Annotated in this window: 11 protein-coding genes and 1 pseudogene; 10 read left to right on the plus strand and 2 right to left on the minus strand. The window is 71.5% G+C overall.

What is annotated here, in order from left to right:
- The coding region (gene pheT / locus GEV28_RS38915) for a phenylalanine--tRNA ligase subunit beta (protein WP_291418820.1) at positions 1 to 1,974 on the plus strand (1,974 nt) is incomplete at its 5' end.
- A gap of 73 nt (positions 1,975 to 2,047) precedes the next feature.
- Here pheT and GEV28_RS38925 read toward each other — a convergent pair.
- Both GEV28_RS38925 and GEV28_RS38930 read right to left on the minus strand, forming a co-directional pair.
- A pseudogene (locus tag GEV28_RS38925) lies at positions 2,048 to 2,829 on the minus strand (aminoglycoside N(3)-acetyltransferase).
- A 33-nt stretch (positions 2,830 to 2,862) separates the two neighbouring features.
- Positions 2,863 to 3,570, minus strand: a complete 708-nt coding sequence (locus GEV28_RS38930; protein ID WP_291418826.1) for a DNA alkylation repair protein — start codon at positions 3,568 to 3,570, stop codon at positions 2,863 to 2,865.
- Positions 3,571 to 3,760: 190 nt separating this feature from the next.
- Between GEV28_RS38930 and GEV28_RS38935 the strand changes: the two genes are divergently transcribed.
- The 9 genes from GEV28_RS38935 to GEV28_RS38975 all read left to right on the plus strand — a co-directional run bounded on the left by GEV28_RS38935 (position 3,761) and on the right by GEV28_RS38975 (position 13,173).
- Positions 3,761 to 5,380, plus strand: a complete 1,620-nt coding sequence (locus GEV28_RS38935) for an alpha/beta fold hydrolase (RefSeq protein WP_291418828.1) — start codon at positions 3,761 to 3,763, stop codon at positions 5,378 to 5,380.
- 136 nt (positions 5,381 to 5,516) lie between these two features.
- Complete coding sequence (locus GEV28_RS38940; RefSeq protein ID WP_291418829.1) at positions 5,517 to 6,137, plus strand: hypothetical protein; 621 nt, start codon at positions 5,517 to 5,519, stop codon at positions 6,135 to 6,137.
- A gap of 28 nt (positions 6,138 to 6,165) precedes the next feature.
- Positions 6,166 to 7,185 (plus strand): N-acetyl-gamma-glutamyl-phosphate reductase, encoded by a 1,020-nt coding sequence (gene argC, locus GEV28_RS38945; RefSeq protein WP_291418830.1) that lies wholly within the window; start codon positions 6,166 to 6,168, stop codon positions 7,183 to 7,185.
- A gap of 110 nt (positions 7,186 to 7,295) precedes the next feature.
- Entirely contained in the window at positions 7,296 to 8,441 is a 1,146-nt protein-coding gene (argJ, locus tag GEV28_RS38950) for a bifunctional glutamate N-acetyltransferase/amino-acid acetyltransferase ArgJ (RefSeq protein WP_291418832.1), read from the plus strand.
- Positions 8,438 to 9,346, plus strand: coding sequence for an acetylglutamate kinase (gene argB, locus GEV28_RS38955; RefSeq protein WP_291418834.1), 909 nt, complete (start codon positions 8,438 to 8,440; stop codon positions 9,344 to 9,346). Before argJ ends, argB begins: the two co-directional genes overlap by 4 nt.
- Positions 9,343 to 10,533: an acetylornithine transaminase gene (locus tag GEV28_RS38960; RefSeq protein ID WP_291418836.1), complete on the plus strand. Its 1,191-nt coding sequence runs from the start codon at positions 9,343 to 9,345 to the stop codon at positions 10,531 to 10,533. The genes argB and GEV28_RS38960 overlap by 4 nt, the downstream gene beginning before the upstream one ends.
- On the plus strand, positions 10,533 to 11,456 hold the full coding sequence (argF, locus tag GEV28_RS38965) for an ornithine carbamoyltransferase (RefSeq protein ID WP_291418838.1): 924 nt from the start codon (positions 10,533 to 10,535) through the stop codon (positions 11,454 to 11,456). Before GEV28_RS38960 ends, argF begins: the two co-directional genes overlap by 1 nt.
- Positions 11,453 to 11,974: an arginine repressor gene (locus GEV28_RS38970; RefSeq protein WP_291418840.1), complete on the plus strand. Its 522-nt coding sequence runs from the start codon at positions 11,453 to 11,455 to the stop codon at positions 11,972 to 11,974. Before argF ends, GEV28_RS38970 begins: the two co-directional genes overlap by 4 nt.
- Positions 11,971 to 13,173, plus strand: a complete 1,203-nt coding sequence (locus tag GEV28_RS38975) for an argininosuccinate synthase (protein WP_291418842.1) — start codon at positions 11,971 to 11,973, stop codon at positions 13,171 to 13,173. Before GEV28_RS38970 ends, GEV28_RS38975 begins: the two co-directional genes overlap by 4 nt.
- Positions 13,174 to 13,182 lie beyond the last annotated feature (9 nt).

Below are 13,182 nucleotides of genomic sequence, written 5' to 3' on the forward strand. Positions count from 1 at the left end.
GACCGCGGCTACGCGTTCTCCGTGCGTGGTCTCGCCCGGGAGCTGGCCTGCGCGCTGGACCTGCAGTACCGGGACCCGGCGGCCATCGACGTGCCGGCCGCCGAGGGGCACGCGTTCCCGGTCGAGATCGAGGACCCGGACGGGTGCCAGCGGTTCGTCGCGCGCCGGATCACCGGGGTCGACCCCACCGCGCCGACGCCGTGGTGGGTGCGCAGGCGGCTGCTGCTCGCCGGCATCCGGTCGATCTCGCTCACGGTCGACGTGACCAACTACGTGATGCTCGAGACCGGCCAGCCGATGCACGCGTTCGACACGCCGTCGCTCCGCAAGCGGATCACCGTCCGGCGGGCCGAGAAGGGCGAGAAGCTCACCACCCTGGACGACGTGGAGCGCACGCTCGACCCCGACGACATCGTGGTCGCCGACGAGTCCGGCCCCATCTCGCTCGCCGGCGTGATGGGCGGCGCCAGCACCGAGGTGCGGTCGGACAGCACGGACATCTTGCTCGAGGCCGCGATCTGGGACCCGGCGTCGATCGCCAGGGCGGTGCGCCGGCACAAGCTGCCGAGCGAGGCGGCGAAGCGGTTCGAGCGGTGTGTCGACCCGCTGCTGCCGCCGGCCGCGCTGGAGCGGGCGGCCCGGCTGCTGCGCGACCACGCGGACGGCAGCATCCAGCCCGGTCGCACCGACGAGGGTGTGCCGCGGCAGCTGCCACCGGTGACGATGGCGATCGGTCTGCCCGACCGCGTCGCCGGCGTTCGCTACGAGCGGGGCGTGACGGCGCGCCGGCTCAGCCAGATCGGCTGCCAGATCGAGGTCCGCAGTTCCGACGAGGGCACCCCCGCCGTCACGGCCATCCCGCCGAGCTGGCGGCCCGACCTCGTCGAGCCTGCCGACCTGGTGGAGGAGGTGCTGCGGCTGGAGGGCTACGAGACGATCCCGTCGGTGCTGCCCGCCGCACCGGCCGGCACCGGGACCACCGCCGCGCAGCGTCGCCGCCGGACCGTGGCTCGCGCGCTCGCCGAGGCCGGGTACATCGAGGTGCTGCCGTTCCCGTTCCTGTCGCCGACCGTGTGGGACGCGTTCGGGCTCGGCCCCGACGACAGCCGACGGCGGACCGTGTCGCTGCTGAACCCGCTCGAGTCCGAGCGCGGCGAGATGGCGACCACGCTGTTGCCGAGCATGCTCGACACGCTGGTGCGCAACGTGTCCCGTGGGATGCGCGACGTCGCGCTGTACCACGTCGGGCAGGTCGTGCTGCCGAAGGCGCAGCAGGTGCCGGTGCCGGAGGTCGGCGTGGCCGGCCGCCCGAGCGAGGCCGACCTGGCCAGCCTGCGCGCCGCACTGCCCCAGCAGCCCACCCACGTCGCCGTGGTGCTCGCCGGCAACCGCCAGCGCGCCGGCTGGTGGGGCCCGGGCGAGCCGGCTTCCTGGGCCGACACGGTCCGCGCCGCCGAGATCGTCGCCGAGGCGTCCGGTGTGTCACTGACGGTCAAGGCCGCCGAGCTGGCGCCGTGGCACCCCGGCCGGTGCGCGCAGCTGCTGGTGGGCGACCTGCCGGTCGGCTACGCGGGCGAGCTGCACCCGAAGGTGGTCGACGCGCTCGGCCTCCCCAAGCGGACGTGCGCCATGGAGCTCAAGCTCGACGGGCTGCCGCTCGTGGAGCGCCGGCCCGCACCGTCGCCGTCGCCGTACCCGCCGGTACTGCTGGACGTGGCGCTGGTCGTCGACGCCGAGGTCCCGGTCGGCGAGATCGCCAACTCGCTCCGCGGCGGTGGCGGGGACCTGCTGGAGGACCTCAACCTGTTCGACGTCTTCACCGGCGAGCAGGTGGGGGAGGGCAAGCGGTCGCTCGCGTACGCGCTCCGCTTCCGCGCCCCCGACCGCACGCTCACCGTCGAGGAGGCCACCACCGCCCGCGACGCCGCCGTGGCCGCGGCAACAGAGCGGCACGGGGCCGTCCTCCGCGGCTGAGCCGCGTCGGGCACGGGGCCGCCCGCGTCCGACGGACTCGCGGGTCCGGAGCATTGGACTCGCGGGTTCGGGGTCAGGCGGGTTTGCGGTTCAGGGGGAACCACGCCACCGCGTGCGCCACCGCCTTGTCCGCCGCGAACAGGCGGCTCACCGCCTGCCCGACCATGCCCTTGGTGACCGCGCCTGTGTGCTCGAAGTCCTCGCCCAGGTCCGCGAAGTCGTCGCTGTCGGTGGCCACGTCCGTGAACGTCACCCACCGTCGGCCGTCAGCACCGCGGCGCCGAGCTCGGTGGTCGGCATCGGCACCCGGTACTCGGCGAGATGGAACGCCGTGCACACGTCGAACCCGACCCCGAGCAGCAGCACCCGTGCTCCGGCGCGCTCCAGCGCCGCCAGCGGTGAGCCCTCACCCAGGTGACTGTCCAGCCGGTGCTCCGCCATCAGCTCGGCCGCCCGCGCACCCACGGCGGCGAACGACGCCTGCGGATGACCACTGCGCACCGCGCCCGGCCACCGGCGGACCATCTCGGCGACCGCGCCGAGCCCGACGCTCGGCGTGATCCGCGGATCGAACGCCGGCATCGTCTCCCGGATGATCGGCCACCAGTCCTCGGGCACCGGTGGCCTCGACCAGTGCCGAGGGTCCGAGTTGCCCATCGTCTGAGCCGGGACCACGAGCGTGCCCGCGGGACCGAGGACGTCCAGCAGCGCCTGCACCACCGCGACCGCGCCGCCGCACACCCAGCCGAACGAGCTCAACGAGGTATGCACCAGCACCATGTCGCCCTCGCGCAGGCCGAGCTCGGTGAGGTCGGTGGCGATCGTGACGCGCGTGTTGGGTCCGTCCGACGGCATGCCCCCATCCTGCCGGGGCCACGCAACCGGTATTCAGAGGTGCTTGGTCGCCTCCTTTCGCGACAGCGGGGACAGGGCCGGGTGACCGTCGACGAAGTTGCGCACCCAGGCCGGCTCGACCCTGGCGAACTGCCGCAGCGCCCAGCCGATGCCCTTGCGGATGAAGAAGTCACGGTCGTCGAGGTTGGCCTCGATGCAGCCGGTGAGCAGGGCGGTGTCGGTGTCCTCCTTGGCACCCAGCTGGCAGATGATCGACGTGCGGCGCCGCCAGAGGTCCGGGTCGGTGGCCCACCGGCGCATCACGGGGGTGACCGTGGGGCGGTGGGCCTGGAGTAACGGGCCGACCCGCCGGCCGGCGATCTCGTCCACGAAGTCCCACCACGCGCCGGTGACGACGAGCTCCTCGTACATCGGCAAGAGGTCGGGTGTCTGCCAACCGGCGTAGCGCCGTTGGCCCGTGAGGTCGAGTGCCAGGTAGCGCTCTTCGCGGAACGTGGCCTCCCGCCACAGCGACAGCACGGTGGCCCGCCAGGCGTCCACATCGGACAACGGGTGTTCGGCGAACAGCCGCCGGCCGAGTGCGCGGCGTTCGGGTGTGGGCACGCCGCGGAACGGCATCTCGGACTTCATGTACCGCTGCATGTCCGGTGCCTTGCGGGGATCGGCGAGCTCGGCCAGGCCTGCGCGTACGGCGGCGACGAGGGCGGTGGAGGCGGGCGCGATTTCGCGGGTGTCGGTCATGGCAGCGAAGGTACGCGGGGGCACCGACAAAAACGTTCTTCCTGGTAACCGGTAGGTTGCGCTGAGTGCGGTCACGCTCTCATAAATCGACGAACGGAGTATTCCGCGGGGCGTGAACCGGCGGCAGGCTCTGGCGGGGCCCTTGGTCTGCACGGATCCAAGCGGCGACAAGGAGAGGAAGAGGGGCAAAGTGAACAGATTCGTTGCCGTGGTCGCGGCGGCGGGAGTTGTACTGAGTGGAGTGATAGTTGCTCCGCTTGCTAACGCCGAGTCGGCCAAACCGACGCACCACGCGCCGGAATTCACCCCAAAGCCCATCCAATGGGGTGAATGTGAGAATCCGACCCTCGTTCGGTCGGGTGCCGAGTGTGGCTTCGTCGAGGTACCCCTCGACTACGCCAAACCGCGCGGTGACAAGATCAGGCTCGCGGTCTCGCGAGTGAGCCACAAGACGCCCGACTCGGAGTACCAGGGCCCGGCGCTGGTGAACCCGGGTGGCCCCGGTGGCTCGGGTCTGATCTACGCGGTCTTCGGCGACTTCTTCCTGCCCGACGGTGCCGGCGACAGCTACGACTGGGTCGGCTTCGACCCGCGTGGCGTCGGCTCCAGCGAGCCGTCGCTGAGCTGCATCCCCGACTTCGACGGCTACAACCGGCCGTACTACGTGCCGGTCACGCCGAAGCTCGAGCGGACGTGGCTGCAGCGGTCCGAGGACTACGCGGACGCGTGCCTCGAGAACGGCGGCAAGAAGCTGCTCGACCACATGACCACCATCGAAGCCGCCAAGGACATGGACAGCATCCGCAAGGCGCTGGGTGCCGCCCAGATCAACTACTACGGCTTCTCCTACGGCACCTACCTCGGTCAGGTGTACGCCACGATGTTCCCGGACAAGCTCCGCCGCGTCGTCTTCGACGGCAACGTGAACCCGGCCCGGGTCTGGTACGAGGCGAACATCGACCAGGACATCGCGTTCGACCGCAACATCAAGATCTACTTCGACTGGGTCGCCAAGTACGACGACATCTACCATCTCGGCAAGACCGGCAAGGACGTCCTGAAGCTGTTCTACAGCGAGCAGGCGAAGCTGATCCGGCACCCCGCGGGCGAGATCATCGGACCGGACGAGTGGACGGACATCTTCCTGTCGGCCGCGTACTACGTGTACGGCTGGGAGGACATCGCCAACGCGTTCGCCAGCTGGGTCCACGACGGCGACTTCGCGCCTCTGCGTGACCTGTACGCCAGCCCGCCGTTCGAGGACAACGGGCATGCCGTCTACCTGGCCGTCATCTGCACCGACGCGAGGTGGCCGACCAACATCAACCACTATCGCGTCGACAACTGGCTGACCCACATCCGAGCCCCGTTCACCACCTGGGGCAACGCGTGGTTCAACGGTCCGTGCCTGTACTGGCACGGCGACTCCGGCAAGCCGGTGAAGGTCGACGGCCGCGGCGTGGAGAGCGCCCTGCTGATCAACGAGACCAACGACTCGGCCACGCCGTACCCGGGCGCGATCGAGGTGCGTAAGCGCTTCCCGAACTCGGTGCTCATCGAAGGCGTCGGCGGCACCACCCACTCCGGCTCGCTGTCCGGCGTGGAGTGCACCGACAGCATCATCATCGAGTACCTGAAGACAGGGGCGCTGCCCGAGCGCAAGTCCGGCAACCGGTCGGACGTGCAGTGCGACCCGGTGCCGCAGCCGGTCCCGTCCGGCGCGACCGCTGACAAGCGGGCCGCGTCCACGGGTACTGACACGGGCACCGACCTGCGCAAGGAGCTCGCGGCGGCGGCGATCCCGCGCTGACGCACTCCCGCACGACACGGGCGCCCCGGCTTCGTCTCGGCCGGGGCGCCCGTCGTCTGCGTACAGGTCTGATCCAGGACTGGTGCAGGTACTCACCCCATGCTGAGCGTCAACTCGAGCAGGGGAGGACCTGAACATGACGAACCAGACGACCTCCGGTGTGCCGCCCCTGGCCGGGCTCAGCCCTCATTTCTCGGTCACGGTGCTGGAGTGTCCCGACCCATCGGACCCGGACGCCTTCACCACCCTGCGGCGCTTCCTGCGCGACACGCTGTCCGAGCCGGGCCGAGCCCACGCGGTCCGGGTCCACGGCGAGGTCGCCCTGTCCGGCCCGGACTACGTCGACGGTCTCGGCACCCTGTCCGACCTGGGCTTCGACGAGCTGTACCTGGCCGTCCGCCAGCGCTGGCAGAGCCCCCGTTGGACCGACGACGGGATGCACGACCTGACGAACGAGCTGACCGTCGCGCTGCGCCGCCACCAGCTGGTCGCCCTGCACACGTCGGCGTCCGGCGCCCTGCTGCGCCGCTGGACCCGCTCGGCCGGCGCCCCGTACCGTTTCCTGCCGGACGCCGTCCTGGACGCCTTCGACCAGGAGTCCCGCGGCGCGATCGACGTCTCACCGGCCTGGTCCCGCCTGACCTCGGCGGCGCGGCCGGTGTTCCAGGACTACCTCACCTCGGTGACCGAGGCCCTCGACCTCCTGGAGAAGGTGGCGCAGAACACGCCGGGGGAGTCCGAGAACCAATTTGAATGATCTTGCATAGCTGTGCATAATCATCCAGGTGACGGTTCGGATCGCGGTTGGTGGGGCCTCCGGGTATGCCGGGGGTGAGCTGCTTCGGCTGCTGCTCGGGCATCCCGGGGTGGAGATCGGGGCGCTCACCGCGGGCGGCAATGCCGGCGCCACGCTCGGGTCGCTCCAACCGCATCTCGTCCCGCTCGCCGACCGGGTGCTCGACGAGACCACGCCCGAGGCGCTCGACGGTCACGACGTCGTCTTTCTCGCGTTGCCGCACGGGCGCTCCGCCGAGCTCGCCGCGCAGCTTGACCCCGACACGCTCGTCGTCGACTGCGGAGCCGACCACCGGCTGAGCAACCCGGACGACTGGGCCCGCTGGTACGGCGGCGACCACGCCGGCACCTGGCCGTACGGGCTCCCCGAGCTCCCCGGCGCTCGCGCGAGGCTCGCGAACACGAAGCGGGTCGCCGTCCCGGGCTGCTACCCGACCGGTGCCTCCCTCGCGCTCGCCCCGGCGCTCGCCGCCGGGCTGGTCGAGCCGGCCGTCGTCGTCGTTGCGGTCAGCGGGACCTCCGGCGCCGGCAAGGCCCCCAAGCCGCACCTGCTCGGCTCCGAGGTCATGGGCTCCGCCACCGCCTACGGGGTCGGCGGCGCGCACCGGCACACCCCGGAGATCCGGCAGAACCTCGAGACGGTCGCCGGCCACCCGGTCACGGTGTCCTTCACGCCGGTCCTCGCGCCCATGCCGCGCGGCATCCTCACCACGGCCTCCGCGCCCGTCAAGGGAGACGCCGAGGCCGTGCGGGAGACATACCGGAAGGCCTACGCCGACGAGCCGTTCGTGCACGTGCTCGAGGACGGCTGGCCGGCCACCGCCGCCACGCTCGGCTCCAACGCCGTCCACATCAGGGTGACCGTCGACGTCGACGCCGGCCGGCTCGTCGCCGTCACCGCCCTGGACAACCTCACCAAGGGGACCGCGGGCGCCGCCGTCCAGTCGATGAACATCGCACTCGGCCTACCGGAGACGACCGGCCTCACGACAGCGGGAGTGGCACCGTGACTGCCGACGTACTCTTCGCCGCGGAGGCGGCATCATGACTGCCGACGTACTCTTCGCCGCGGAGGCGGCATCATGACTGCCGACGTACTCTTCGCCGCGGAGGCGGCATCATGACCGTCAACGCGCCCAAGGGGTTCCGGTCCGCCGGGGTCGCCGCGGGGATCAAGTCCAGCGGCGCCAAGGACGTCACGCTCGTCGTCAACGACGGGCCATTGGACGTCGCCGCCGGGGTGTTCACCAGGAACAAGGTCAAGGCCGCGCCCGTCCTCTGGTCACAGCAGGTACTCGGGACCGGCCGGGCCAAGGCCGTCGTCCTCAACTCGGGCGGTGCCAACGCGTGCACGGGCCCCGAGGGCTTCCAGGACACTCACGCCACCGCCGAGCACGTCGCCGCGGCGCTCGGCATCGGCGCGATCGACGTCGCCGTCTGCTCCACCGGCCTCATCGGCGAGCGCCTCCCCATGGACAAGCTCAAGTCCGGTGTGGACAGTGCCGTCGAAAGCCTGGCGAGCACCCACGAGGCCGGCGTCGACGCCGCGACCGCCGTGATGACCACCGATACCGTCCCGAAGCACGCCAGGTCCACTCAGGACGGCTGGACCATCGGCGGCTTCGCCAAGGGCGCCGGCATGTGCGCGCCCAACCTGGCCACCATGCTCGCCGTCCTCACCACCGACGCCGTGCCCGGCGACGCGCGGCGATCCCTCGCGCAAGCCGTCGACGCCACCTTCAACCGGCTCGACGTCGACGGCGGCACCTCCACCAACGACACCGTCCTCCTGCTCTGCTCCGGTGCCTCCGGCACGTCCCCGGCGAACTTCACCGAGGTGCTCACGAGCGTCTGCCAGGACCTCGTGAACCAGCTCCAGGCCGACGCCGAGGGCGTCACCAAGCACATCAGCGTCACCGTGCGAGGAGCCGAGACCGACGCGGAGGCTCACGCCGCGGCGAAGCAGATCGCCGGCGACAACCTCTGCAAGACCGCCTTCTTCGGCTCCGACCCCAACTGGGGCCGCATCGCCATGGCCGTCGGCAACGCGCCCACGACCTTCGACCCGGTCGAGCTCGACATCACGATCAACGGCGTCGAGGTCTGCCGTGCGGGCGAGAAGGGGGAGGACCGCGCCAAGGCCGACCTCACCGGCCGGGACATCCAGGTCGAGGTCCACCTGCACGCCGGTGACGGCGAGGCGACGGTCCTCACCACGGACCTCTCGCACGGGTACGTCGAAGAGAACAGCGCCTACTCCACATGATCCCCAACGAGGCACTGGAACGCGCCGAGGCCGCCGAGAAGGCCGCGGTGCTCGTCGAGGCACTGCCGTGGCTCCAGCGCTTCCACGGCGCGACCGTCGTGGTCAAGTACGGCGGCAACGCCATGATCGACGACACCCTCAAGGCCGCGTTCGCCGAGGACATGGTGTTCCTCAAGCTCGCCGGCCTGCACCCGGTCGTCGTGCACGGCGGCGGCCCGCAGATCACCACCATGCTCAACCGGCTCGGCATCCCCGGCGAGTTCAAGGCCGGCCTGCGGGTGACCACCCCGGAGACCATGGACGTCGTCCGGATGGTGCTCACCGGTCAGGTCAGCCGCGAGCTCGTCGGCCTCATCAACGCGCACGGCCCGTACGCGGTCGGCATCTCGGGCGAGGACGCCCGGCTGCTCACCGCGCAGCGCCGGACCGCCACCGTGGACGGTGAGGTCGTCGACCTCGGTCTCGTCGGCGAGGTCGTCGCGGTCAACCCGGACGCGGTGCTCGACATCGTCCACGCCGGCCGGATCCCCGTGGTGTCCACGGTGGCCCCGGACACGGACGGCTTGGCGCACAACGTGAACGCCGACACCGCGGCCGCCGCGATCGCCGTGGCGCTCGGGGCCGAGAAGCTCGTCATGCTGACCGACGTCGAGGGCCTCTACGCCGACTGGCCCGACCGGGGCTCGCTGCTCAACGTGGTCCACGCCGACGAGCTCGCGCGGCTGCTGCCGGGCCTCGCCAGCGGGATGATCCCGAAGATGGAGGCGTGCCTCGCCGCGGTGCTCGGCGGCGTGCCGCGAGCCCACGTGATCGACGGGCGGCTCGCCCACTCCGTGCTGCTGGAGGTCTTCACCGGCCACGGCGTCGGAACGATGGTCCTGCCCAACGAGGAGGAGACCGCATGATCGACTCCAATGTGGACGGGCGGGCCAGGTGGCAGGCGTCCCTCATGGACAACTACGGCACGCCCGCGCTCACCCTGGTGCGCGGCGAGGGTGCCTACGTCTGGGACGCCGACGGCAACCGCTACCTCGACCTCGTCGGCGGCATCGCGGTCAACGCGCTCGGCCACGCCCACCCGGCGGTCGTCGCGGCCGTCACCGAGCAGGTCGCGCGCCTCGGCCACACGTCGAACCTGTACGTGAACCCGGTCGCGGTCGAGCTCGCAGAGTCCCTGCTGCACGTCGCCGGCCTCACCGGCCGGGCGAAGGTGTTGTTCGGCAACTCCGGTGCGGAGGCCGTCGAGGCCGCGGTCAAGCTGTCCCGGCTCACCGGCCGCGGCAAGCTCGTCGCCTGCACCGGCGCGTTCCACGGCCGCACGATGGGCGCGCTGACCGTCACCGGCCAGCCGGGCAAGCGGACCCCGTTCGAGCCGTTGCTGCCCGATGTCACGCACGTCCCGTTCGGCGACGTCGACGCGCTCCGGTCCGCTGTGGACGGTGACACGGCGGCGGTGTTCGTCGAGCCGGTGCTCGGCGAGGGCGGGGTGTACCCCGCGCCGGACGGCTACCTGCAGGCCGCCCGCGAGATCACCGGCGCCGCCGGCGCGCTGCTCGTGCTCGACGAGGTGCAGACCGGCATCGGCCGGCTCGGCAGCTGGTTCGCCTTCCACCAGGCCGGCATCACCCCGGACGTGATCACGCTCGCCAAGGGCCTCGGCGGCGGGCTGCCGCTCGGCGCGTGCATCGGCGTCGGCCCGGCCGCCGACCTGATGAGGCCCGGCCACCACGGCACCACGTTCGGCGGCAACCCGGTCGCCTGCGCCGCCGGTCTCGCGGTGCTCCGCACGGTCGCCGCCGACGGCTTGTGCGAGCGGGCCGCCGCGCTCGGCAAGGAGATCACCGCCGGCGTCGAGGCCCTCGGCCACCCGCTCGTCACCGAGGTGCGCGGTTCCGGTCTGCTGCTGGGCATCGGGCTCGCCACACCGGTGTCGGCGAAGGTCGCCGGCGCGGCCGAGCAGGCCGGCTACCTCGTCAACAACGTGCAGCCGGACACGATCCGGCTCGCCCCGCCGCTGATCGTGGCCGCCGAGGACGTCCACGGCTTCCTCGCGGCACTCCCGGCGGCCCTCGACGCAGCCATGGAGTCCTGATGGTCCGGCACTTCCTGCGCGACGACGACCTGTCCCCGGCCGAGCAGAGGGCGGTACTCGACCTAGCCGACCGGATGAAGGCCGACCGGCTCGGGTTCCGCGCCCTGGAAGGAAAGTCGGTCGCGACGATTTTCGACAAGAACTCGACGCGCACCCGGCTGTCGTTCGAGGTCGGCATCGGCCAGCTCGGCGGCCAGGCGATCGTGGTCGACGGCCGCACCATGCAGCTCGGCCGCGAGGAGACCATCGAGGACACCTCCCGGGTGCTGTCCCGCTACGTCGACGCGGTCGTGTGGCGCACCTACGCCCAGGCGCGGGCGACCGCGATGGCGTCGGTGTCCCGGGTCCCGGTGGTCAACGCGCTGACCAACGAGTTCCACCCCTGCCAGGTCCTCGCCGACCTGCAGACCGTCCGGGAGCGGCTCGGCAGGCTCACCGGCATCACGCTGACCTACCTCGGCGACGGTGCCAACAACATGGCCCACTCGCTGCTCCTCGGCGGCACCACCGCCGGCATGCACGTGCGGATCGCCAACCCCGAGGGGTTCGGGCCGCACGGCGAGGTGCTGCTCGACGCCAAGCACCGCGCCGAGGAGACCGGCGGCACCGTCACGCTGATGGCCGACCCGCACGCGGCGGTCGACGGCGCGCACGTCCTGGTCACCGACGCGTGGACGTCGATGGGCCAGGAGAACGACGGCAAGGACCGGGTGGCGCCGTTGCGGCCGTACCAGGTCGACGCCGCGCTGCTGGGCCGCGCCGCGCCGGGCGCGATCGTGCTGCACTGCCTGCCCGCGCACCGCGGCGCCGAGATCACCGACGAGGTGCTCGACGGGCCGGCGAGCGCGGTGTGGGACGAGGCGGAGAACCGGCTGCACAGCCAGAAGGCGCTGCTCGCGTGGCTGCTGGGGGAGCACACATGACCACCGCGGCCAACACCAGCCGGGTCGCCCGCCAGGCCCGGATCGTCGAGCTCGTGTCCTCGATGGGCATCCGCAGCCAGACCGAGCTCGCCAAGCTCCTCGCCGGGGAGGGCATCGAGGTCACCCAGGCAACGCTGTCCCGCGACCTCGACGAGCTGGGCGCGGTGAAGCTGCGCGGTGTCGACGGCGGCGCCGCCGTGTACGTCATCCCGGAGGACGGCAGCCCGGTCCGCGGCGTGCAGGGCGGCACGTCGCGCCTGGCCCGGCTGCTCGCCGAGCTGCTCGTGTCCGCCGACTGCTCGGCCAACCTGACCGTTCTCCGAACCCCGCCCGGTGCCGCGCAGTTCCTGGCCAGCGCGATCGACCGGGCCGCCCTGCACGAGGTCGTCGGCACCATCGCCGGTGACGACACCGTCATGGTCATCGCCAGGGAACCGCTGTCCGGCAAGGACCTCGCCGAGCGCTTCACCGCGCTGGCCGCACGTACCGACTTGGAACAAGAAGGAGAAACACCATGACTGAACGGATCGTGCTGGCCTACTCCGGCGGCCTGGACACGTCCGTGGCGATCGGCTGGATCGCCGAGGAGACCGGTGCCGAGGTCGTCGCGGTCGCGGTCGACGTCGGCCAGGGCGGCGAGGACCTCGACACCATCCGCAAGCGGGCGCTGGACTGCGGCGCGGTCGAGGCCGTCGTCACCGACGCCCGCGAGGAGTTCGCCGACGAGTACTGCCTGCCCGCGCTGCAGGCCAACGCGCTCTACATGGACCGCTACCCGCTGGTGTCCGCGCTGTCCCGGCCGGTGATCGTCAAGCACCTCGCCGAGGCGGCCAAGTACCACGGCGCTTCCGCGGTGTCCCACGGCTGCACCGGCAAAGGCAACGACCAGGTGCGGTTCGAGGTCGGCATCGGCGCGCTCGCGCCCGACCTCAAGGTGATCGCGCCGGTCCGGGACTTCGCCTGGACCCGCGAGAAGGCCATCGCCTACGCGCACGAGCGGAACCTGCCGATCGACCAGACCAAGTCCTCCCCGTTCTCGGTCGACCAGAACGTGTGGGGACGGGCGGTCGAGACCGGGTTCCTCGAGGACCTGTGGAACGCGCCGACCAAGGACGTCTACTCCTACACCGAGGACCCGGCGGTCAACTGGCAGGCCCCCGACGAGCTGGTCGTCACCTTCGACAAGGGCGTGCCGGTGGCCATCGACGGTGAGACCGTCACCATGCTGCAGGCCATCCAGCAGCTCAACCGGCGGGCCGGCGCGCACGGCGTCGGCCGGCTGGACATGGTGGAGGACCGGCTGGTCGGCATCAAGAGCCGCGAGGTGTACGAGGCTCCCGGGGCGATCGCGCTGATCACCGCGCACCAGGAGCTGGAGAACGTCACCGTGGAGCGCGACCTGGCTCGCTTCAAGCGGCAGGTCGGGCAGCGCTGGACCGAGCTGGTCTACGACGGCCTGTGGTTCTCCCCGCTCAAGGACGCGCTGGACACGTTCGTCGCCAAGACCCAGGAGCACGTCTCCGGCGACATCCGGCTGACGCTGCACGCCGGCCGCGCGGTCGTCACGGGGCGGCGCAGCGAGCAGTCGCTGTACGACTTCAACCTGGCGACCTACGACGAAGGCGACACGTTCGACCAGTCACTGGCCAAGGGCTTCGTGCAGCTGTGGGGCCTGCCGTCGAAGATCGCGGCCAAGCGCGACCTGCACCATGCCTGAGCCCGTAGC

It is taken from the genome of Actinophytocola sp., assembly GCF_009379765.1.
In the GTDB taxonomy this organism is placed as follows: domain Bacteria; phylum Actinomycetota; class Actinomycetes; order Mycobacteriales; family Pseudonocardiaceae; genus Actinophytocola.